Origin of the sequence: Streptosporangium sp. LJ11 (assembly GCF_051918945.1) — a bacterium.
Taxonomy (GTDB): Bacteria; Actinomycetota; Actinomycetes; order Streptosporangiales; family Streptosporangiaceae; genus Streptosporangium.
In genome coordinates, this window is record NZ_JBPXMB010000013.1 from 223,322 (window position 1) to 245,497 (window position 22,176).

The 22,176-nt window shown below is 71.1% G+C and carries 20 protein-coding genes; 2 read left to right on the forward strand and 18 right to left on the reverse strand.

Features of this window, described 5'->3' with window-relative positions; all coding sequences use genetic code 11:
• Nucleotides 1-269: 269 nt before the first annotated feature.
• The 3 genes from ACTOQ3_RS20875 to uvrA all read right to left on the reverse strand — a co-directional run bounded on the left by ACTOQ3_RS20875 (nt 270) and on the right by uvrA (nt 4,325).
• Nucleotides 270-740 carry a Rieske (2Fe-2S) protein gene (locus ACTOQ3_RS20875; RefSeq protein WP_440085016.1) on the reverse strand — a complete coding sequence of 157 codons (471 nt, stop codon included), beginning with the start codon at nt 738-740 and terminating at the stop codon, nt 270-272.
• A gap of 229 nt (nt 741-969) precedes the next feature.
• Nucleotides 970-1,395 (reverse strand): Rieske (2Fe-2S) protein, encoded by a 426-nt coding sequence (locus ACTOQ3_RS20880; protein ID WP_440085017.1) that lies wholly within the window; start codon nt 1,393-1,395, stop codon nt 970-972.
• An 89-nt stretch (nt 1,396-1,484) separates the two neighbouring features.
• On the reverse strand, nt 1,485-4,325 hold the full coding sequence (gene uvrA, locus ACTOQ3_RS20885; RefSeq protein WP_440085018.1) for an excinuclease ABC subunit UvrA: 2,841 nt from the start codon (nt 4,323-4,325) through the stop codon (nt 1,485-1,487).
• Nucleotides 4,326-4,593: 268 nt separating this feature from the next.
• On the opposite strand from uvrA, the gene ACTOQ3_RS20890 reads away from it, so the two are divergent.
• Nucleotides 4,594-5,235 carry an MBL fold metallo-hydrolase gene (locus ACTOQ3_RS20890; RefSeq protein ID WP_440085019.1) on the forward strand — a complete coding sequence of 214 codons (642 nt, stop codon included), beginning with the start codon at nt 4,594-4,596 and terminating at the stop codon, nt 5,233-5,235.
• Between the two features lie 90 nt (nt 5,236-5,325).
• On the opposite strand, the gene ACTOQ3_RS20895 is transcribed toward ACTOQ3_RS20890, so the two are convergent.
• The 13 genes from ACTOQ3_RS20895 to ACTOQ3_RS20955 all read right to left on the reverse strand — a co-directional run bounded on the left by ACTOQ3_RS20895 (nt 5,326) and on the right by ACTOQ3_RS20955 (nt 19,123).
• Nucleotides 5,326-5,595 carry a hypothetical protein gene (locus ACTOQ3_RS20895; protein ID WP_440066004.1) on the reverse strand — a complete coding sequence of 90 codons (270 nt, stop codon included), beginning with the start codon at nt 5,593-5,595 and terminating at the stop codon, nt 5,326-5,328.
• Nucleotides 5,596-5,730: 135 nt separating this feature from the next.
• Entirely contained in the window at nt 5,731-6,564 is an 834-nt protein-coding gene (gene pssA / locus ACTOQ3_RS20900; protein ID WP_440066003.1) for a CDP-diacylglycerol--serine O-phosphatidyltransferase, read from the reverse strand.
• Entirely contained in the window at nt 6,551-7,198 is a 648-nt protein-coding gene (locus tag ACTOQ3_RS20905) for a phosphatidylserine decarboxylase (RefSeq protein WP_440085020.1), read from the reverse strand. Before ACTOQ3_RS20905 ends, pssA begins: the two co-directional genes overlap by 14 nt.
• Before the next feature lie 127 nt (nt 7,199-7,325).
• The gene (locus ACTOQ3_RS20910; RefSeq protein WP_440085021.1) at nt 7,326-8,315 is read right to left on the reverse strand and encodes a TerC family protein; all 990 of its coding nucleotides are present in this window, start codon (nt 8,313-8,315) and stop codon (nt 7,326-7,328) included.
• Nucleotides 8,316-8,751: 436 nt separating this feature from the next.
• On the reverse strand, nt 8,752-9,912 hold the full coding sequence (locus ACTOQ3_RS20915) for a glycosyltransferase family 4 protein (RefSeq protein WP_440085022.1): 1,161 nt from the start codon (nt 9,910-9,912) through the stop codon (nt 8,752-8,754).
• Nucleotides 9,905-11,554 carry a murein biosynthesis integral membrane protein MurJ gene (gene murJ, locus ACTOQ3_RS20920; RefSeq protein WP_440085023.1) on the reverse strand — a complete coding sequence of 550 codons (1,650 nt, stop codon included), beginning with the start codon at nt 11,552-11,554 and terminating at the stop codon, nt 9,905-9,907. The genes ACTOQ3_RS20915 and murJ overlap by 8 nt, the downstream gene beginning before the upstream one ends.
• On the reverse strand, nt 11,551-12,429 hold the full coding sequence (locus ACTOQ3_RS20925; RefSeq protein ID WP_440085024.1) for a hypothetical protein: 879 nt from the start codon (nt 12,427-12,429) through the stop codon (nt 11,551-11,553). The genes murJ and ACTOQ3_RS20925 overlap by 4 nt, the downstream gene beginning before the upstream one ends.
• Nucleotides 12,430-12,433: 4 nt before the next feature.
• Entirely contained in the window at nt 12,434-13,411 is a 978-nt protein-coding gene (locus ACTOQ3_RS20930) for a copper transporter (RefSeq protein ID WP_440085025.1), read from the reverse strand.
• Complete coding sequence (gene steA, locus ACTOQ3_RS20935) at nt 13,408-14,619, reverse strand: putative cytokinetic ring protein SteA (RefSeq protein WP_440085026.1); 1,212 nt, start codon at nt 14,617-14,619, stop codon at nt 13,408-13,410. Before steA ends, ACTOQ3_RS20930 begins: the two co-directional genes overlap by 4 nt.
• A 176-nt stretch (nt 14,620-14,795) precedes the next feature.
• A complete protein-coding gene (recN, locus tag ACTOQ3_RS20940; protein ID WP_440085027.1) occupies nt 14,796-16,508 on the reverse strand; it encodes a DNA repair protein RecN in 1,713 nt (570 codons plus the stop codon).
• Between the two features lie 90 nt (nt 16,509-16,598).
• Nucleotides 16,599-17,504: an NAD kinase gene (locus tag ACTOQ3_RS20945; protein ID WP_440085028.1), complete on the reverse strand. Its 906-nt coding sequence runs from the start codon at nt 17,502-17,504 to the stop codon at nt 16,599-16,601.
• A gap of 429 nt (nt 17,505-17,933) precedes the next feature.
• The gene (locus ACTOQ3_RS20950; RefSeq protein WP_440085029.1) at nt 17,934-18,752 is read right to left on the reverse strand and encodes a TlyA family RNA methyltransferase; all 819 of its coding nucleotides are present in this window, start codon (nt 18,750-18,752) and stop codon (nt 17,934-17,936) included.
• On the reverse strand, nt 18,749-19,123 hold the full coding sequence (locus ACTOQ3_RS20955) for a hypothetical protein (protein ID WP_440085030.1): 375 nt from the start codon (nt 19,121-19,123) through the stop codon (nt 18,749-18,751). The genes ACTOQ3_RS20950 and ACTOQ3_RS20955 overlap by 4 nt, the downstream gene beginning before the upstream one ends.
• Nucleotides 19,124-19,691: 568 nt before the next feature.
• Here ACTOQ3_RS20955 and ACTOQ3_RS20960 point away from each other — a divergent pair.
• Nucleotides 19,692-20,039: an SCP2 sterol-binding domain-containing protein gene (locus tag ACTOQ3_RS20960; RefSeq protein ID WP_440065991.1), complete on the forward strand. Its 348-nt coding sequence runs from the start codon at nt 19,692-19,694 to the stop codon at nt 20,037-20,039.
• 267 nt (nt 20,040-20,306) lie between these two features.
• Here the strand turns inward: ACTOQ3_RS20960 and ACTOQ3_RS20965 are convergent, their stop codons facing one another.
• A complete protein-coding gene (locus ACTOQ3_RS20965; RefSeq protein ID WP_440085031.1) occupies nt 20,307-21,326 on the reverse strand; it encodes an HAD-IIA family hydrolase in 1,020 nt (339 codons plus the stop codon).
• 316 nt (nt 21,327-21,642) lie between these two features.
• Entirely contained in the window at nt 21,643-22,074 is a 432-nt protein-coding gene (locus tag ACTOQ3_RS20970) for a tetratricopeptide repeat protein (RefSeq protein ID WP_362698617.1), read from the reverse strand.
• Nucleotides 22,075-22,176: the final 102 nt, after the last annotated feature.

Genomic DNA, 22,176 nt, shown 5'->3' on the forward strand with positions numbered 1-22,176 from the left:
GCCACACGGAAAGACTATCGGCCCGGACCGACAGGTTTCCTTACAGCTTTCCCCGCCGGCCTTCCGGCTTTCCCCGCCGGCCTTCGTGGCGGCCTTCCCGCCCGGCCGGCAGCCGGGACACGGCCCGGCGGCCCGGCCCCGGCGGGGCGGGCCACACCCTCATGCGAGGCCCGCCGCTCCGCGAGGTGACCCGGGCCGTACGGGGGCCGCCGCGTGACACCCGGCCCCCCGCCGGGACGTTCCTCCCGGCGGCGGGCCCGCGGCCGGGTTCAGGCGAGGACGATGGAGTCGCCGTCCACCTTGATCGCCTTCTCCTCCAGCGGCTTGTCGGCCGGGCCGTTCGCCACGGAACCGTCAGTGATCTTGAACTTGCTGCCGTGACACGGGCAGTCGATGGTGCCGTCCACGATCTTGTCGACGTCGCACCCCTGGTGGGTGCAGACGGAGCTGAACGCCTTGAACTCCCCCGCGGTCGGCTGGGTGATCACGATCTTCTCGTCCTTGAAGACCTTGCCGCCCCCCTCGGGGATGTCCGCGGTCTTGGCCAGGGCGTTCGCCCCGGAGTTCCCTTCGGCACCCGCGCTCGTCTCGGCCGCCTCCGGCGCCTGCGAGGCGGCGGTCGCGGATGTGTCCCCGCCGTCCGCCGCGGGCTCTCCGTATCCCGCGCACGCGGTCAGCACCGCGGCCATCCCGGCCCCACCGGCGCTCAATATCACGGTACGACGTGTCGTCTCAGTCATGAATATCCTCCAGGATCATCATCTTCAGGTACGGCTGGAACCCCGATGACGGTTCAGCATGCCGTACGTCATGTCAGGAGACTGTGAAGAATTACCACCTCAGCCCTCTTTCCGGGCCATCCGGAGAATCCCCCTGGAAACCCTCGAGGTGGGCTTCGGACCCGGCCAACCGGCTCCTGCACTCCCGACAGGACCCGCGCCGCCCCCGAGGGGAAGACGGCGCGGACCGTCAGACCATGACGATCCCGTCGCCCTCGACCTTCAGCGCGTACTGGACCAGCGGCGCCTCCGCCGGGCCCTTGAGGCACTTGCCGGAGTCGGCGGCGAACTCGCTGCCGTGGCAGGGGCAGCGGATCACGCCGTCCCCGACCCTGCCGACCGCGCACCCCCGGTGCGGGCAGCTCGCCGTGAACGCCCTGAACACCCCCGAGGACGGCTGGGTGATCACGATCTTCCACTTGGTGATCACCTTGCCGCCGCCCACCGGGATGTCGGTGGTCCGCGCGATGACCTTCCCCTTGATCCCCGGCGGCACGATGGCGGCGGCGGACTCCCCGCCGCCGCACCCGGCCAGCGCCGCCCCGCACGCCACGGCCCCCGCGGCGGCGATCACCTGCCTGCGCGCGGGCATGGCGGAGGCCTCCTGCGTGCTCATCTCGGCCCTTCTCGCAACATCGTCCCCAGATCGGAACCGGGCTCCGCGTCAAGGGTATTGACGGGGCGGCCCGGTCCGGAATCCGGCCTTCAGCTGCCGAGGATCTTGCGCAGGAAGCGGCCCGTGTGACTCTCGTCGACCAGGGCGACCTCCTCGGGCGTGCCGACGGCGAGCACGCTGCCGCCCCGGGAGCCGCCCTCGGGGCCCATGTCGATCAGCCAGTCGGCGGTCTTGATCACGTCGAGGTTGTGCTCGATGACGATGACCGTGTTGCCCCCGTCGACGAGCTTGCCCAGGACGCCCAGCAGCCTGCGGATGTCCTCGAAGTGCAGGCCGGTGGTGGGCTCGTCGAGCACGTAGATCGTCCGGCCGGTGGAGCGGCGCTGCAGCTCGGAGGCGAGCTTGACGCGCTGGGCCTCGCCGCCGGACAGGGTCGTGGCGGGCTGGCCGAGCCTGACGTAGCCCAGGCCGACGTCGTTGAGCGTCTTCAGGTAGCGCTTGATGGCCGGGATGGAGTCGAAGAAGTCCAGGGCCTCCTCGATCGGCATGTCGAGCACCTCGGAGATCGTCTTGCCCTTGTAGTGGACCTCCAGGGTCTCCCGGTTGTAGCGCGCCCCGTGACAGACCTCGCAGGGCACGTAGACGTCCGGCAGGAAGTTCATCTCGATCTTGAGGGTGCCGTCTCCCGAGCAGGCCTCGCACCGGCCGCCCTTGACGTTGAAGCTGAACCGGCCCTTCTGGTAGCCGCGGACCTTGGCCTCGGTGGTCTGCGCGAACAGGTCGCGGACCTTGTCGAAGACACCGGTGTAGGTCGCCGGATTGGACCGGGGCGTGCGGCCGATCGCCGACTGGTCGACGTGCACGACCTTGTCGACCAGGTCCATCCCGTTGACCCGCGCGTGGCGGCCGGGGACGGTGCGCGCACCGTTCAGCTCCTTGGCCAGCGCGTTGTAGAGGATGTCGTTCACCAGGGTGGACTTGCCGGACCCCGAGACCCCGGTGACCGCGGTCAGCAGCCCCAGCGGGAACTCCACGTCGACGCCCTTGAGGTTGTGCTCGCGGGCGCCCTTCACGGTGATCTGCCGCTTCTTGTCACGCTTACGGCGGGTGGCGGGGATCGCGATCGTCTTGCGGCCGGACAGGTAGGCGCCGGTCATCGAGGTCTCCGAGGCCAGCAGGTCGGCCACGGTGCCCGAGACGACGACCTGGCCGCCGTGCTCACCCGCCCCGGGGCCGATGTCGACCACCCAGTCGGCGGCGGCGATGGTGTCCTCGTCGTGCTCGACCACGATGAGCGTGTTGCCCATGTCACGCAGCCTGATCAGGGTCTCCAGCAGCCGCTGGTTGTCCCGCTGGTGCAGGCCGATGGAGGGCTCGTCCAGCACGTACAGCACCCCGACCAGGCCCGAGCCGATCTGGGTGGCGAGCCGGATGCGCTGCGCCTCGCCACCGGCGAGGGTGCCGGAGGCCCGGTCCATGGTCAGGTAGTCGAGACCCACGTCGAGCAGGAAGCCCATCCGGGCGTTGATCTCCTTGACCACCCGCTCGGCGATCTGCATGTCGCGGTCGGACAGCTTCAGCCCCGCCAGGAACGCCGCGCAGTCGCCGATCGACATCGACGAGACGTCGGCGATCGAGCGGTCGTCGACCGTGACGGCGAGCGAGACCGGCTTGAGCCTGGCCCCCTCGCAGGCCGGGCACGGGATCTCCCGCATGTAGCCTTCGTACTTCTCGCGCATGCCGTCGCTGTCGGACTCGCCGTGGCGGCGCTGCACCCAGGGGATGACCCCCTCGAAGGTGGTGTAGTAGGAGCGCTGGCGGCCGTAGCGGTTGCTGTAGCGGACGTGGACCTGCTCGTCGTGGCCGTACAGCAGGGCCTTCTGCGCCTTCTTGGGGAGCCGCTCCCACGGGGTGTCGAGACCGAAGCCCATGGTCAGGCCGAGCGCCTCGACCAGGCGTACGAAGTAGTCGCTGGTGTGGCCGCCGGCCCACGGGGAGAGCGCGCCCTCGCCCAGCGGCCTCTCCGGGTCGGGCACGACCAGGTCGGGGTCGACCTCCATCCGGACGCCCAGGCCCGTGCACTCCGGGCAGGCGCCGAAGGGCGAGTTGAACGAGAACGAGCGAGGCTCCAGTTCCTCGAACGACAGGTCGTCGTAAGGGCAGTAGAGGTGCTCGGAGTAGAAGCGCTCGCGGTTGGGGTCGTCCTCGGGCAGGTCGACGAACTCCAGGGTGATCGTCCCGCCCGACAGGTTCAGGGCGGTCTCCACCGAGCCGGTCAGGCGGCTGCTCGCGCCCTCCTTCACGGCCAGCCGGTCGACGATCACCTCGATGTCGTGCTTCTCCTGCTTCTTCAGCGTCGGCGGCTCGTCCAGCCGGACCACCGTGCCGTCGACGCGGGCGCGGGCGAAGCCCTTCGCCTGGAGCTGGGTGAAGAGCTCGGCGTACTCGCCCTTGCGGCCGCGGACCACCGGGGCGAGCACCTGGAAGCGGGTGCCCTCCTCCAGCTCCATGACCCGGTCGACGATCTGCTCGGGGCTCTGCCTGGCGATCGCCCGCCCGCACTGCGGGCAGTGCGGCTTGCCGATCCGCGCCCAGAGCAGGCGCAGGTAGTCGTACACCTCGGTGATCGTGCCGACGGTGGAACGGGGGTTGCGGCTCGTCGACTTCTGGTCGATCGACACCGCGGGCGAGAGCCCCTCGATGAAGTCGACGTCGGGCTTGTCCATCTGCCCGAGGAACTGCCGCGCGTACGCCGACAGCGATTCGACATAGCGGCGCTGGCCTTCGGCGAAGATCGTGTCGAAGGCCAGGCTGGACTTGCCCGAGCCGGACAGTCCGGTGAAGACGATCAGAGAGTCTCGCGGCAGCTCCAGCGAGACGTCCTTGAGGTTGTGTTCACGTGCACCACGCACGATGAGGCGGTCAGCCACAGCAGTCCCGACGTCGTTGATAGAGGGTTGGAAGCGGTCGCGGGAAGACTAGCGAGAGGGGCCGACAATTTTCCGGACCGGCGTCCGGAGTCGTTTTCCCGCCCTCTCCAGACTACGGCCTTCACCCAGACCTGGCAGGTGGCCCACGGTTTCAACGATGTGAACACCCGCCTTATGCCCCAACCTGCCCGCCGGGCGGAATGATGAGGGTGACGGGGGCAGAGCGCGCACCGCCCTGCCCTCCCGCGACCCCGTCCGAGGAGAATCCGTGACGTACACCGGTGATGTTCAGGTCGGCGGCCCCGCCGACCTGCGCGAGCTGCCCGCCCTGACGATCGCCAAGCTGGCCGTCGGCCCGTTCGACAACAACGCCTACCTGGTCCGGTGCACCCAGACCGGCGACGGCGCGCTCATCGACGCGGCCGCCGAGCCCGACCGGCTGCTCGAACTCATCGGCGACCAGCCGATCAGCAAGATCGTCACCACCCACCAGCACGGCGACCACTGGCAGGCCCTGGAGGAGGTCGCCAGGGCGACCGGCGCCTCGGTGATCGCCCACCCGCTCGACGCGGGCGCGCTGCCGGTGCCGGTGGACCTGGAGGTGGAGGACGGCGACGGTGTCACCGTCGGCGTGGTCAGCCTGGAGGTGATCCACCTGCGCGGGCACACCCCCGGCTCGATCGCCCTGCACTACCCGGGCCACCTGTTCACCGGCGACTCGCTCTTCCCCGGCGGCGTCGGCAACACCAACAAGGACCCCGAACGGTTCGCCCGGCTCTTCGCCGACGTGTCGGAGCGGATCTTCGACCGGCTGCCGGACGACACCTGGGTCTACCCGGGCCACGGCAAGGACACCACGCTGGGCGCCGAGCGCCCCTCGCTGCCCGAGTGGCGCGAGCGCGGCTGGTGACACCCCCGCTCGGGCGGCGGGGAGTCCGGGCCCGTACGGCCGGACTCCCCGCCGCCCGGGTGGGGCCCGAGCGCGGCGGGAAGGCGGACGTCAGCCGCCGAAGACCCGGAGGATCCGATCCGCGGCCTTGGCCGGATCCTCCACCCGCTCCACCAGGTCGCCCCAGGACCAGCGGTAGAACCAGCCCTCGGCCAGCGGGACGCAGTCGAGGGTCTCGTTGAACATCGCCGCCTCGGGATCGCTGACCCGCAGAGACGGCGGGCTCCGCTTGAGCGTCACGCTCATGCCTCTCAGCTCCAGCTCGCGGGCGAGCATGCCGAGGAAGTAGGTGCGGGTGTGCTCATGCGGCTCAGCTCCCATGAGGCAATTGAACGCAGCCGCGCCGGACATGGGAAGCGGGCCGGGGCATTCCGGGACGAGAACGGATCCGGGCATGGCGTACCGGCGACCATCCGCCATGCCCGCGGGGAAACGGCGTGAGCACGCCGCGGGCGGTCAGCCGACCTCGGCCGACGCCTTGCGCTGTTCCTTGCGCTTCTCCCTCTTGAACATCAGGACCCGCAGCGGGATGGTCGCCACGATCGTCATCTGCATGACGGCCCCGACCTTGATCAGCGTGTCGCCGCCGGCCAGGCCCGCGACCCAGATGGTCAGGCAGGCGACGTTGATCATCATCCAGGCGAGCACGGCGGCGGCCAGATTGCCCTTGGGCTTGGGGTACTCGATCCGGCTCACCATGAGGTACGCCACCCCGAAGACGGGCAGGATCGTCCAGATCGACGGGGGGAACAGCAGCACGACCGAGACCACGGTCATCGCGCCCATCGGGATGGGCAGCCCCATGAAGTCGCCGCTCTTGGTCTTCACGCAGGCGAAGCGCGCGAGCCTGATGACCCCGGCCAGCAGCACCGACGACGCCGCGGCCATCACCAGCAGGAAGGGGATCTGCTGGTTGAACCCCGCCCAGATGACCACCATGAAGGCGGGCGCGAAGCCGAAACTGATCACATCGGCGAGGTTGTCCAGCTCGGCGCCCATGGCCGAGGCGCGGAACTTGCGGGCCACCAGGCCGTCGAACAGGTCGCAGGTGGCGCCGATCAGCAGGAGCACCACGGCGGTGCCGAAGAACCGGGGGTCGGCCGCGAAGGGCTTGTCCTGCTGCAGCGCGCTGATGGCCGACCAGGCCAGCACGCAGACCGCGAGGAAGCCGCAGAGGGCGTTGCCGAGAGACAGGGAGTCCGCGGCCGACAGGCGGAACGCCTTGCCCACGGGTCCTCGTGGCTCGTCGTCCGTCTCGTCCATCGGCCAGCTCGCGTCAGCCGTGGTCAAGACCCGTCACCCCCGCGACCGTCTTCTGGCCCACGGAGACGGCCGGGGCGATCCCCTCGGGAAGGTAGACGTCGACCCGCGAGCCGAGCCTGATCAGGCCGATCCGCTCGGCCCTGGCGACCTTCGCCCCCGCGGCCGCGTAGGGCACGATGCGGCGCGCGACCGCGCCGGCGATCTGGACCAGCTCGATGTCGCCGAGCGCGGTGTCCAGGTGCCAGACGACCCGCTCGTTGGTGTCGCTGTCCTTGTTGAACGCGGGCAGGTAACCCCCGGACACGTGTTCCACCGAGGTGACCGTGCCGGCCAGCGGCGCCCGGTTGACGTGCACGTCGAGAGGGCTCATGAAGATCGCGACCCGGGTGCGGCCGTCCGGCCACGGGTCGATGCTCTGCACCACGCCGTCCGCGGGCGACAGGATCCGCCCGGTGCCCGGAGTGCGATCTGGATCGCGGAAGAACCAGAGCATCCCGCCGGTGAGCGCGGTCAGCGGGACCGCCGCCAGCGCCCAGCGCCGGTCACGACGGCTGAGCAGGGAGGTTACGGCGGCGGCGGCCACGGTCGGGAGCAACCACGGGGAGACGCCACGTGCCAGGCCCAGCGGGCCTGGCATGTGGCTTGCTGAATCGTGGGACACAGGGAACCTTTGTGATGTCTTGCGGCATTAGACCGGTATGTCTACCCGCTCTGGGGCAGGATGTTACCCATCTCTCAGCCCTTATAAGGCGCAATGAGACAAGCAAAGCGCCTCACACGCTGATTCGCTAGCCCTGCTCGACACTCGCCGGGGTGGTGTTTTCCTTGCCCACGCGGTTGTCACGCCGGGCCTTGATCAGGCTGATCACGGTGGTGACGATCATCGTGACGACGATGACCGACAGCGACACCCAGATCGGCACCTCGGGGGCCCAGGAGACACCGCTGGAGTGCAGAGCCTCGAGGATCAGCTTAACCCCGATGAAACCGAGGATGAACGCAAGACCGAAGCTGAGGTAGACCAGCTTCTGGAGCAGGCCGCCCAGCAGGAAGTACAGCTGGCGTAGGCCCATCAGGGCGAACGCGTTCGCGGTGAAGACGATGAAGGCGTCGGTGGTCAGGCCGAAGATCGCCGGAATCGAGTCGAGTGCGAACAGCAGGTCGGTGGTGCCGATGGCGATCATGACGATCAGCAGCGGGGTGACCAGCCGCCTGCCGTTGACCTTGACGATGATCTTGGAACCCACGTAGTCGTCGGTGTGCGGCAGCACCCGCCGCGCCCAGCGCAGCACCGCGTTCTCCTCGAGGTGCTCCTCCTGACCGAACTGGCGGACGAGCTGGACGGCCGTGTAGATCAGGAACACGCCGAAGACGTAGAACAGCCAGCCGAAGTTGGCCAGGGCCGCCGCGCCGATCGCGATGAAGATGCCGCGCATGACCAGCGCCATCAGGATGCCGATCAGCAGCACCTTGTGCTGGTGCATCCTCGGCACCGCGAAGCGGGTCATGATGATGTAGAAAACGAAGAGGTTGTCGATGCTCAGGCTGTACTCGGTGAGATACCCGGCGACGAACTGGCCCGCTGGGGTGGGACCCGCGAAGATCAGCAGCCCGATGCCGAAGAGTACGGCGAGGGTGACGTAGAAGCCGACCCAGAACCCGGCCTGCTTGAGGGAGAACTCTCGGGGCTCGCCTCGATCGACGATCCACAGGTCGAAGGCGAGGATGACCAGGAGTCCGCCGATGACGGCGAACCATGCCCAGACAGGAACATTCACAACTGATAAACCTCCGGCGGCGCGCACGACAGACTGCCGGAGGTCTCTCCCGCCCGCGTGAAGACAGGTCGACGTGAAGCGGGTCGACGATGCGGACCGACAGCCCCGGGGGCCTCGTGGAGCGAGACAACACCGTGATGACGAGACTGCCGCGAAGGGATACTCCCCCCCTAACCACGCCAGTATAGGTGTCCGGCATGGCGGCGCCTAATCCAACATCGCGACGCCCCCGCTTGTTCCCCCCGGCTCCGGAACCGCCGACCACCGGCCCCTTGAACCTCTCCAGCCCTCCGGAAGACCACGAGAACTCCCTCTCCGACGCCAGGGAGGAATCCGGCACAAGCTGCGAATCTCTGCGCAGTCCCGGGGAGGGCCCGATACCGCCCGCTCAGAAAAACCCGGTCACCACCGCTCGGGGAAGCCCGGTCACCACCGCTCAGGAGAGCCCGGTGTAGACCGCGAGCACCGCCGCGAGCGCCTCCGGCTCGCCCGGCAGCCCACGGCCCCGCCCGGCCGCGGCCCCGGCCAGTTCCCCGGCGAGACCGTCGTCGGCGAGCACCCTCGCGACCGCGTCGCGCATCGCGGTGATGTCCCCGTACGGCACCAGCAGCCCGGCCTCGCCCACCATCGCCGGGATGCCCCCCACCGCGGTGGCGATGACCGCCGTGCCCGCCCGCAGGGCCTCCTGCACGGTGAGCGGCTGCCCCTCCCATCGGCTCGGCACCACCAGCGCCCTCGCCACCCCGAGCAGATCCCCCACGTCGGCCCGGTCGCCGAGCAGCCGCACCGGCAGGTTCTCCCGGTCGATCCGCCCCTGCAGCTCCCCCCGCAGCGGCCCCTCCCCCGCCACCAGGAACACCGCCTCGGGCGCCCGCTCCTCCGGACCCCGGCCGCCTTCGGGTTCGGCGGACGCCCGGCCCGGGACGGGCCCCGCGTCCCCGCGAGCCCCCCGCAGGGCCTTCGCGACGTCGAGGAGGGTCTCCAGCCCCTTCTGCTGGGCGAGTCTCGCGACCGTCAGGAAGATCACCCGATCACCCGTGCCGAGCTCTCGCCGTACGTCGCCGGGCTCACGCCCCGACGGCGGCAGCGAGGGCGCCGGAACGACGGCGGTCTCGACCCGCCCGGCCCCCAGGCGGGTCATCCGCTCCCCCAGGTCGGGGGAGACGACCAGGATCCGGTCGGCGCGGCGGGCCACGATCCGTTCCAGGAGACCGTAGACGGCACCGACGGCACCGCCCGCGGTGGCGGCGTTGTGCAGGGTCACCACCAGGCCGGTCCCGGTCCCGGCCAGCGCGATCGCAGCCAGGGCCCCGGCCCGCAGCCCGTGGGCGTGCACCGCGTGCGCCCCGCGCAGCGCCCGGAGCGCCAGGACCGCCCGCAGGTCGTCGAGCGGGCGGGGCCGGTCGGAGATCGGCACGGGCGCGAAGCGCGCGCCGAGGGCGGCGAAGCCGAAGGCGCGCTCCGTACTCGGCGGACCCGCCACGACCACCCGGTGGCCGCCGCGCACCAGCCCGCCGGCCAGCATGGCCACGTGCCGGCCGACCCCTCCCGCGCTCGTCCCCAGCACGAGTGCCACGCGCTTACCCTGGTCAGCCATCGGAACGGCTCCCCTCCCTCACGGCCCCCCGGCGGAGCCTCGCCAGCAGCGCCTGGGCGTCCTTCCTGTCGATCATCACCGCCACGGCCGCGAACGCGGCCACCCCGACCGCGCCCGCGGCCAGCCCGACCGCCACGGACGCCCAGGTGGACACCGCGCCGAAGGCGCCGACCAGGGTCAGGCCCGCCCCCCAGGCCGCGACGCCGCCGGCCAGGGTCGCCAGCAGGGTGCGCGGCGTCCCCGCCAGAGCGGCCGCCCCCCTGCCGCGGAGCACCGCGACGGCCAGGAGCAGCCCACCGACGGTCATGCCGACGGTGCTGCCCAGTGCCAGCTGCCCGACCACGTCGGGCCGATCCTCCGCGGTGTGGGCGAGCACGATCTGGGCCAGCAGCGCGACGGCCCAGCCGGTCACCGAGGCGAGGGCCGCCGACCGGCCCCGCCCGCAGGCGTACAGGACGCGGGCCAGGTGCAGCATGAGCGCGTACCCGACCAGGCCCGGCGCGAACAGCGCGACGGCCCTCGCCATCTCGGCGGGGACGCCGCCCGGGGTGCCCTCCAGGAACACCCTCGACACCGGTACGGCGACCGCCGCCATCACCCCGGCCGCGAGCCCCGTCATCAGGAGCACGGCCCGGGTGGTGGAGGCGGTCAGGGCGTCGAAACCCGGCGTGTCCCCCTCGGCCGCCCGGGTGGACAGCACCGGGAACGAGCTGGTGGCGATGGGCATCACGAGCACCGCGTACGGCAGCTGGTACAGCGCCCAGGCGTAGGTGTAGGCGGCGATCGCGCCCTCGCCGCCCAGGCCGTTGGCCAGGCGGATGACGACGATCAGCGCGATCTGCTGCGCGACCAGCACGGCGAGACCCGCGGTGGCGAGCCTTCGCGCCTTGGCCGCGACGCCGGGCGGGAACGACAGCGAGGGCCGCAGCCTGAGCCCGAGCCGGGAGACCGGGCCGACGACGGTGAGCACCATCGCGGCGGCGGCGACGGTCGCGCCGAGGGAGAGCGACAGCTGCCCGGCGCCGCTGAGCTTCGACAGGTTCTCGGCGGCATCCTCGTTGACCGCCTCGAACAACAGGTTGGAGGCGACGATGAGCAGGCTGGAGACCAGCGGCGCCAGGGCCGGGCCCATGAACCGCCGGTGTGCCTGGAGCACCCCGTACAGCACCACGGCCAGCCCGAAGAAGATCATCCGAGGGGCGAAGACGACGAGCATGCCGGTGCCGGCCTCGACGACGCCGGCCGGGTCGCATCCGTGCGGATCGCCCATGAGCAGCGCGACGATCGGCCCGGCGAACGCGACGATGAGCAGCGTCAGCGGCACCAGGACGAGCATCGCCCAGGTGAGCAGCGCCGAGGTGGTCCTGCTCACCTCGGCCCTGGCCTCGGGGTCGTCATCGGACCTGGCGGCCGCCGAGGCCAGCACCGGCACCACCATCCCGGCCAGCACGCCGCCCGCGACCAGCTCGAAGACGATGTTGGGCACGTAGTTGGCGGTGTTGTAGGCGGTGCCCAGGCAGCTGTTGCCGACGCTCTGCGACTGGACGAGATAGCGGCCGAACCCGACGAGCCGGGCCAGGACGGTCACGACTCCGATGAGAAGTGCCGCTCCCGCGACCCCCCGCGCGATCCTCGTGCTCATCGGGGGGCGGGTGCCTGCTCCACAGGGCGACGGCCGAGCATGTCGACGCGGTGCAGGAGGGAGTTGCCTGCGATCACCTTGGTGAAGCTGATCCTCTCCGAGGCCGCGGTCAACGCGACCACGGTGCCGAGCACGGCCAGCCGTCCGGGCCGGCCCAGGGTGACGGCGGCGGCCAGGCCGAGGAGAGCGCCCAGCGCGTTGGCTCCCGCGTCGCCGAGCATCGCCCGCTCGCCGAGGTCCTCGGGCAGCAGCGCAGCGGCGGCTCCCATGGGGAGCGCGACCAGGGTGGCCGGGACCGGGTCGTCCTTGAGCAGCCCCGCGGCGAGCAGGGGCGCCCCCGCGAGCAGGCCCACCTTGACGGCGCGGCCTGGCCGCAGGTCGAAGAGGTTGACCAGGTTGGCGCTCCCGGCGATCAGCCCGCCGTTGACGATGACATCGAAGGGGCCGCGGGAGGTGACGGCGGCGGCGGCCAGGCCGGTCGCGCCGATGCCGAGGATCTTCACGGCCCCGCTGGTGACCTCGCCCTTGGCCAGGGCGCTCAGATGCCCCTTGAACCCCTTGGACGAGGTCGCGCCGTACAGGTCGTCGTAGGCTCCGAGGCCGCCGCCGCCCGCCACCGCCAGCAGCGCCGCCACCCGGATCCCGGCGGGCAGCCCGGGGATCACGGCCGCGGCGGCCCCGGCACCGGCGACGAACGCCGGGCCCTCCAGCAGGGTGATCGGCTCGCCCCGGTGGTTCGTCCGGGCCCAGGTCTCCGCGTCGCCGACCGGGGGCCTGCGGGTGAAGGCGGCGTACGCGGCACGCGCGGCGACCGCGCCGAGGAACGCGCCGGCGAGGGCACCCGCGAGGGCGCGGGGGAAAGCGCGACGAGCCATCGGGTCATCCTCCGGTGGTGGCCGTGGGGACGGCCGTGGGGGTCGGCGTCGCGCTGGGCTCGATGCCGGAGACGCCGGGGCCGATGCCGTACTGGCCGGCCAGCCCGGTGAGTTGCTCTCGGAGAGCGTAGACCACCACGACCCGTCCCGCGGGCATATCGGCCGTGTCGACGCTGGAGACCTTCTCGGTGAGGGCCGCGTCCTCGCGGAGCGCGGCGATGACCCCGCCGGTCGCGACCGAGGTCTGCGTACCGGCCAGCACGGTGCCCTGGCCCGCGTCGTCCAGGCCGACCGCCAGCGTCACGAGCGCGCTCGCCTGCTCGCCCGCGGTCTCCCCGGTGTACGCCTCCGCCGGGGCGATCACCAGGGCCACCTCGGCGCGCTTGGCGGGTTCGCCGGTGACGGTGAGCAGTCCGCCGCGCTGGAAGGCGTCGAGGATGCCGGCTCCGGCAGGGTGCTCCTTGCCCACCTGGCTGGAGTCACTGGTCAGGATCGCGCCGGCGAGCACCTCGGCCGCCTTGTCGTACGCCGTGTCCTCGACGGAGAAGACGGTCTCGGGGGCCTTGGCGCCGACGGCCAGCTTGTCGAGGAAGCCCGCTTGGGCGGGATCGGTGTATCGCTCGGCGAGGGTGATCCGGCCGGTCACGGTCGCCCCCGCCTCCTCGATCACCTGCTGCGCCCCCTCGCGCACGCTCGCCGTGCTGCCCGGGGCCTCGACGATCACCACGCTCTCGCCGGCGAGCGCGTCCCCGACCAGCCGGGGGGTGTCGGCGGCCACGAACGCGTCGTTGGCGGCCTCGCGCTTCTGCAGGGCCTCGACCTGGTCGCGGAGCTCGTTGTTGCCCTCGCGGAACTGGTTGACGGCCAGCTCGCTCGCCTTGATGACGGGGTCTTCGAGCAGGGTGGTGCCCAGCACGATGCCCACCGACAGCGCGAGGAAGATCGCAACGATGGAGACGAGGTGATAGCGGAAATCGATCACGAGAAGAGTCCGACCAGCCAGAAGATGAAGCCGCTCCAGACGTCGCGCATGCTGTCCAGCCAGATCTTGCCCACCGGGGAGACGACGATCGCCACCCCCATGGTGATCAGCGTGGTGGCGACGAGCAGGAGCAGGGACGGTGTGGAGATCCGGCTGCGGTAGAGCCGGCTGACGCCTTTCGCGTCGATGAGCTTGCTGCCCACCCGCAGGCGGGTGAGGAAGGTGCTGGCCATGCCGGAGCGGCCCTTGTCGAGGAACTCCACCAGGGTCGCGTGGGTGCCGACGGCGACGATGAGGTCGGCGCCCTTGTCGTCGGCGAGCAGCATCGCGATGTCCTCGCTGGTGCCGATCGCCGGGAAGAGCACCGCGGTGCGGCCCAGCTGCTGGACCCGCTCCAGTCCCGGCGCCCTGCCGTCGCGGTAGGCGTGCACGACCAGCTCGGCGCCGGTGGTGAGCGCCTTGGTGGAGACCGAGTCGAAGTCTCCGACGATGATGTCGGGTAGGTATCCGGCCTCCAGCAGCGCGTCCGCGCCGCCGTCCACCCCGATCATGACCGGGCGGTACTCGCGGATGTAGGGGCGGAGGGCGGCGATGTCCTCCTTGTAGTGATAACCGCGCACCACGATGAGGACGTGCCTGCCCTCCATGACGGTCCGGACGTCGGGAACGCCGATCCCGTCGATGAGGAGGTCGCGCTCGCGGCGGACGTACTCCATGGTGTTGGCCGCGAACGCCTCGATCTGCACCGTCAGCCCGGCCCGCGCCTCGCTCATCGCGGCCTGGACGGACTCGGCCGTCTGCACGTCGCCCTTGCCGACCGCCTCGTCGTCGAGGTAGATGACGCCCTCGTGCAGCCTGACCAGGTCGCCGTCCTTGATCCGCTCGAACAGCTCGGGTGTGGCGTTGTCGACGAACGGCACCCCGGCGTCGACGATGATCTGCGGGCCCAGGTTGGGATAGCGGCCGCTGATGCCGGAGGCGACGTCGACGACACCTGCCGCGCCGCACGCGACAAGCGCCTCCGCGCTCACCCGGTCAACGTCAACGTGATCGATAATCGCGATTTCCCCGGCCCTGAGGCGCTTGGTCAGCCTCTTGGTCCGCCGATCGATTCTCGCCACTGCCGTCACCCCGGGAAGGTCGGTGACCTTCCTGCGGCGGAGGTACCCGGTGAGCCCGTTTTTCAGCCCGTCAATCGGCACCTTCATCATGACCATCCTGCCAGAGGGAACGACCGGGAGAGCCAAACAGCCGGCAGCGTGTCAGATCCGTCACCCGAAATCCCCGGCACCTACTCCCCCGGACCATACGAATTACTCCTTCAACCCATCACGCGCTCCATCACTTCTTTATCCGGCCTATTCGGCCCGTTTCAGCTGTCCGGTCACGCCTTGTCGGCGGCGGCGATCGACAGCAGCTCCTCGGCGTGCGCGCGGCCCAGCTCGGAGTCCTCGAGCCCGGCGAGCATGCGGGAGAGCTCGCGCGCCCGGCCGTCCTGGTCGAGGGCGATCACGCCGCTGCGCACCACGCTCCCGTCATCGGCCTTCTCCACGACGAGATGCTGGTCGGCGAAGGCCGCGACCTGCGGGAGGTGGGTGACGACGATCACCTGGGAGGTGCGGGCCAGCCGCGCCAGCCTGCGGCCGATCTCCACCGCGGCCTTGCCGCCCACGCCCGCGTCGACCTCGTCGAAGACGAACGTCGGGACCGGGTCGGCACCGGCGAACACCACCTCGATGGCGAGCATCACCCGGCTCAGCTCGCCGCCGGAGGCGCCCTTGTTCAGCGGCAGGAGCGGCGAGGCCGGGTGCGGCGCCATGCGCAGCTCGACCTCGTCGACGCCCTGCGGGCCGAACTCGGGGGCGGCGGCGATGGTGACCACCACCCTGGCGTGCGGCATGGCCAGCGCGGTGAGCTCCTCGGTCACGGCCCGCCCGAACCGCTCCGCGGCCGCCGTCCTGATCCGGGTCAGCTCGGCGGCCAGCTCGGTGAGGCGCTCGGTGAGCTCCTCGTGCTCGCGGGTGAGCTCGCCGATGCGATCGTCGTCGCCGTCGAGCTCCGCCACCCGGGCCGCGGCCCGCGCCGCCCAGGCGAGCACCTCCGCGGTGTCCTGGCCGTACCTGCGGATGACGTGGATGAGCACGGCCCGCCGCTCCTGCACGACCGCGAGCCTGCCCGGGTCGGCGTCGACCGACTCGAAGTACGCGGCCAGCTCGGTGGCGACGTCGGAGATCAGATAGCCCGCCTCCGCGAGCCGGTCGGCGATCCCGGCGAGCGCGGGGTCGAAGTCGCGCACCGCCTCGACGGCCGCGCGGGCCTCGCCGACCAGCGCGATGGCGTCCGGCATGGCCTGCTCGCCGGACAGCGGGTCACCGAGCAGCGCCCGGTGCGCCGTCTCCGCGGCGCCCCTGAGGGAGTCGGCGTGGGAGAGCCGCTCCTCCTCCTCGCGCAGCTCGATCTCCTCGCCGGGCTTGGGGTCGGCCTTCTCGATCTCGCCGAGCCCGAACCTGAGCTGGTCGGCCTCCTGGGCGCGCTCCCTGGCCCTGGTGGTCAGCTCGTCCAGCTGCTCCGCGATCTTCTTGTGCCGTTTGTAGGCCTGCTCGTAGGCGCGCAGCGGCTTGACCAGCTCCTCGCCGGCGTAGCGGTCGAGGGCGGCCCGCTGACGGCCCGGCTGCAACAGCCGCTGCTGGTCCATCTGGCCGTGCACGGCCACCAGGTCCTCGGCCAGGTAGGTGAGGGTGCCGACGGGGACGGTGCGCCCGCCCAGCCAGGCGCGGCTGCGCCCCTCGACGGAGACCGTCCGCGAGATGATCAGCTCGCCGTCCTCGACCACGCCGCCCACGTCCTGCACCTGCTGGGCGACCCGTCCCGCCGGGTCGACGACCAGCGTGCCCTCGATGGTGGTCTTGCCGGAGCCGGGGCGGACCCGGGCGGGGTCGGCACGGCCGCCGAACAGCAGTCCCAGGCCGGTCACCACCATGGTCTTACCCGCGCCCGTCTCGCCCGTGACCACGGTGAATCCCGGCGCTAGCACCAGGACGGCCTCGTCGATCACGCCGAGCCCCTGGATGCGGACCTCCTCGACTCTAGGTCGCACTGGTCCCTCCCGTCACATCGAATTCACCGAACATCAGTGCGGTGCGCGGGCACGATCCTACGCGCTTGAGGCGTCGCCCGCCCGGACGAACTAGGGCCTCACACGGCCACGCCACCCCTGTACAGGGAGATCGAACTTGGCGACCAGCCTGTCGGTGAACGGCGCCCCGGTGTCCTCCAGACCGTGCAGCCGCGCCAGCCGTACCGGCAGCGCGGCCCGCCTGAGCTCCACCCTCGCCCCGGCGGGCAGGTCGAACCTGCGGCGGCCGTCGCACCACAGCACCGCTCCCGCCGTCTCCGGCTGGATCTCCAGCGCCAGCTTGGAGCGGGGCGAGACCACCAGAGCGCGGGCGAACAGGGCGTGGGCGCTGATGGGCACCAGCAGCAGAGCCTCCACCTCGGGCCACACGACCGGGCCTCCGGCGGAGAAGGCGTACGCGGTCGAACCGGTCGGCGTGGCGCAGATCACCCCGTCGCACCCCCAGCGCGACAGCGGGCGCCCGTCGATCTCGGCGACCACCTCGAGCATCCGCTCGCTCTTCTCGACCGTGGCCTCGTTCAGCGCCCAGCTGTCGGCCAGCAGCTTGCCGTTGAGGCGGGCGGTGACCTCGATGGTCATCCGCTCCTCGACGTCGTAACGGCCGTCCACCACGCTGTCGACCGCGTCCGCCAGGTCCTCCACCTCGGCCTCGGCCAGGAAGCCCACGTGGCCGAGGTTGACCCCCAGCAGCGGCACTCCCGCCGGCCGGGCGAGCTCGGCGGCCCTCAGGAGGCTGCCGTCCCCGCCGAGCACGATCATCATCTCGGCGGCGTCGACCGCCGCCGAACCGGCGGGCACCACGTCGGCCCCCGCGCAGGCGAGCTCGTCGGCCTCGGCACTGAGAACGCGCACGATCAACCCGGCGTCCACGAACCGCTGGATCACCATCCGGGCGCTGTCGACGGCCGCCGCCCGCCCGGTGTGCGCGGTGACCAGCACGGTGCGCTTGGCAGTCATCGATTCTCCTTGAACGTGGAGACCCTCGCCCCGAGGCGGGACCCGAGGTGGGAGAGGAGACGCGGCGTGGCGCCGCACGTTTCGGTACCGTGCCCGGCGATGACCGGGCCACTACGAGTGTGCCCGGCGGTGCCCCCGCCGGACCTGCGAAGAGGTGAGACGCCTGTGGAGCTGGGGTAGGACCTCAAGGAATTTCTCCTGGCGGGCGACCGGCGGTGAATCGGGAACTCTCATGAATGATCGCGGGAATCCCCTCCGTCCGGGGAGTGAATTCCGGGGAGGGACTCCGGGGACGGTGAGGAGGATGTCACGTCTTCACTCTCCCGGGTCGCCCAGGCGCCGACGGCGTCCAGGTAGCCGGAAGCCTGTAAGGCAGGGAGACCCGGGAGGCGTGGAGCCCGGAAGCCTGAGCCCAGGGCCGAGAACGACCTATCGGGGGCCTTCGGCCACCGCCCGCTCGATCTCCGCGTCAAGGTCGGGGACCGGCGGGGCGCCCTCTCCCTTGCCCAGCCAGATGACGTACTCGACGTTGCCGGACGGACCCGGCAGCGGGCTCGCGGTGACCCCTCGCACGCTCAGGCCGAGGGTTCGCGCGGCTTCGGCCACATCCCGTACGGCCCCGGCGCGAAGTCCCGGGTCGCGGACGACCCCGCCCGCGCCGACCCGCTCCCTGCCGACCTCGAACTGGGGTTTGACCAGCATCGCGAAATCGGCCCGCCCGGCGGCGCACAGGGCCAGGGCAGGCAGCACCAGACGCAGGGAGATGAAAGAGAGATCACCGACGATCAGCGTGGGAGCCTCGCCGACCATGTCGGGTTTCAGGTCCCTGACGTTGACCCGCTCCATGACCGTGACCCTGTCGTCGGTCCGCAGCGACCAGGCGAGCTGGCCGTACCCGACGTCGACGGCCAGCACGTGGGCCGCTCCGGCGCGTAGCAGCACGTCGGTGAAGCCTCCGGTCGAGGCACCCGCGTCCAGGCAACGACGTCCTTCGACGGTGAGGCCGAGGGGGCCGAAGGCCTCCAGCGCGCCGAGGAGCTTGTGCGCGCCCCGCGAGACGTAGTCGGGTCCCTCCACCGCCTCCGCGACCACGATCGCCGAGGCCGTGTCGACCTGGGTCGCGGGCTTGGCCGCGACCTGGCCGCCGACGCTGACCCGGCCGGTCTCGATGAGCTGGGCCGCCTGTTCCCGGGACCGCGCCAGCTTCCGGCGGACGAGCTCGCTGTCGAGGCGTGTACGCCGGCTCACGGGCGCCGGTCCGGGGTGCCGTCCGCCGAGGCCGTCCCCTGCCCGGAGACACCGTGCGCCGGGGCCGGTCCCTGTCCCGAAAGGCCGTCCACTCCCGAAACAGCGCTCGCCAGGATCGGCCCCCGCCCCGAGACGCCGTGCGCCGGGGTGATCATCCGCCCCGGGATGTCGCCGACCGCGGCGAGCTCCCGTCCTGAGACGTCGTTCACCGCGGCGAGCGCCTGCTCCAGTCCGGTGAACACCTCCTCGAAGACGTCCGCGTGCGCCGAGACGGGCAGGGCACCGAGACGGGTGAGCCCGCCCAGCGCGGCCTCCACCCGCTCGTCACCCGTCTCGCCCGTCTCGCCCGTCTCTTCCAGCAGGTCCGTCATGCGCCCCCTCCGGCACCGCTCCTGGCCGCCTCGGCCCTCGTAGCCGCCTCCGCGGCCCTTCCTCCGTACGAACACGGCCGCCACCGCACGAGCACGACGCTCGCCGGCCTCGCGCCCGTGGATTCCCCGACCGTATCGGAACCCGCGCCCCTCGTCGCCCCGGCGGGCTTTCTCCCCCTTTCCGGCTTCACCGTGCCCGCGCTCGCTGCCTCCCCGCCTCCGTGTCGGGGTTTCCCGCGCCACCCGGGGAACCTGGACGCCGGCGCTTCCCTCCTGATCGGGCCGGTCCCGCGCAGAGCGCTCCGACGTCGCCCCGCCCAGCGTGGACCAGGAGGGAAGGGGTTCTCCAAAAATGGGTAAACCGTGAACTATCGCAAGGGGCTCGCTCGTTGTCATCCCATTAAGGTCGGCGACCGCCAACGCGTACCCGCGTGACGTTCGACACCATGGCAGAAGCCTCTTTCTCCGGCACCCCCGCGCCGGATTGCATGCCGTACCCATGTGGAACGCTACCGTCCGTACCTGAAAAGGATTCGGATCGGTCAGGGAGAGAAGGGAGCGCCACGCGATGGCGACCGTCGACGAGTGCCGGGTGGCACTGCGCAAACTCGGCGAGCAGTTCGACGAGGTTGACCAGGAAAGCCGCGCCAAGCACGTGGTCGAGCGCAGCATCAGCTGCCATGTCAAGGATCTCGGCGTCACCTTCTACGGCCGCATCCACCATGGCGGCCTGGGCCCCTTCGAGGATCTGCCCGCGAACGACGGCAGGCAGGTCGACGTGAAACTGACCATCGGCAGCGACGATCTCATCTCCCTGGTCAACGGGGAGCTCGACATGGGGCGGGCCGTCTTCAGCGGGCGGGTCAAGGTCGACGCCAGCTTCAGCGACCTCCTTCGCCTGCGCAAACTCCTTTGAGGATCCCGCCCTCGGGCGGGATCACGCGGGAGACTCGGGGGGATCACGCGAGAGGAGAGCCACCGAGGCCGACGGCGGCCGGTCCGGCCACGGCCTTCCGGTCATCGTCGCGACATCGCCTGGGATCCATGTGGATCCCAGGCGAGATCCGCGTGGATCCCAGACGAGAGGGGTCAGAGAGCTGGGGCGGCCACCTCAGCCGGAGTGCGGAGTGGGCGGCCAGGTGCGTGCGACGCTGCCCGCGCGGGCGTTGGTGAGGCGGCCGTCTCAGCCGGAGCGCGGGGTGGGCCGCGAGAGCACGACGTCGAGCGCCGCCTTCACCACGTCCTCGTCCGCCCGGCCCTCGCCCACCGCCTCCCAGGTGGCGGCGGATGCGGCGCGGAGCCCGTCGAGCGGCTCACCTCCGCCCTCGAGGGTCAGCGCGCCCTCCTCCCAGCGGGCCGTCCACCCCTCGCAGGTCCACCCGTTCCCGATCCGCCGCACCTCGGGGTAGGGCCTGTGCAGGTCGGACAGATCACCGGCGATGTAGGTGGGCCGGTGCCGTGGAACGGCGGTCAGCACGTCGAGCGGGCTCGCCACCCCGGTCAGGACCAACAGGCTGTCCACCCCGGCGTTGTTCGCCCCCTCGATGTCGGTGTCGAGCCGGTCACCGACCACCAGGGGCCGCCGCGATCCGGTACGGAGCATCGACTCCCGGTGCAGGGGCGGCTCGGGCTTTCCCGCGACGATCGGCTCCACCCCGGTCGCCGTGGCGATGACCCTGATCATCGCGCCGTTGCCGGGAAGCTCGCCCCTGCCGGTCGGCATGGTCGAGTCGGCGTTGGCGGCGACGAAGAGGGCTCCCTCTCTCACGGCGAGCGTTCCCTCGGCCAGCAGGCCGTAGGACAGATCGGGAGCGATGCCCTGGACGACCGCGGCCGGGGCGTCCAGCGCGGTGCTGACCGGACGCAGTCCGTGGGCGCGCAGTGCGGAGCGCAGGCCCATCCCGCCGACGACCAGCACCGCGGCGCCCGGTTCGACCCGCTCGGCCACGAGCCGCGCGGCGGCCTGGGCGGAGGTCACGACATCCTCGGCGGCCGCCGGAGCGCCCAGCGCACGCAGGTGCTGGGCGATGGCGGCGGGGGTGCGCGAGGCGTTGTTGGTGACGTAGGCGAGGCGCACACCACGTTCCGCCGCCCGGCTCAGGGCCTCGGGAGCCGCCGGTACGGCGTCGCGCCCGAGGTACACCACCCCGTCGAGATCAAGGAGAAGAGTGTCGTACGGGTCGATCAGCGTATTCGTGTCCACTGGCCCATTTCATCACCCGCGTTCCACCACCCGCACGGGTCCATGCGACGGAGCGGTCCGGATCACATCCGGCGAACCCATCCGCATCACATCCGGCGAGCATCCGCGGGCCGCACCGGCAGGCCGGTATGGATTCACCTGCGACGGACACCCGTGGCCACACCGGCGCTCTCGCATGGGCCACATTGATCACATTCGGCGAACACCCGCCGCTACACCGGCAAGCCCGCACGGATCACGTTCGGCGCACAACAGCGGTGTACTCGCATGGATCACATCCTGCGCACGCGGGATCACGGCGGTGTACTCGCATGGATCACATCCTGCGGGCGCGCAACGTGGCGCGAACGCTTTTCAGCGCGGAAACGTAGTGCCGCAGGTCGGGGCGCATCGCGACGGCGATGGCCAGCGGCTCCTGAGCCCCTTCCATGTCACCGGTACGCCAGAGAGCGAGTCCGAGCCCGAAATACGCATAGTCCTCAGCCGGATTGGCATCGATGATCCAGCGAAAACTGTCGACGGCATCGGCGTACTGCCGGGAGTTGAACTGTGCTCTGGCGAGGGCCTCCCGGATGCTCCGTGACTCCGGCTCCGCGTCGGCCGCCCGTTCCAGCAGCGCGGCCGCCGCCGCCGGACTGCCCTCGGCCAGCAGCCTCATCCCTCGTTGAAACCATTCGTAGACGTCCCCGACCGGAGCGCCCGTCTCGGGGTTGGGGGAATCAGACGGACCGCCACGTCCTTGGACCATTATGTGAGGCCTCCTTCATCGACAGACGACAGATCTGGCCGATTCCCTGACGGACCGGGCACCACGGACTCGAAGCGGCCCCCGGCCGTTTCAGGCCTTTAT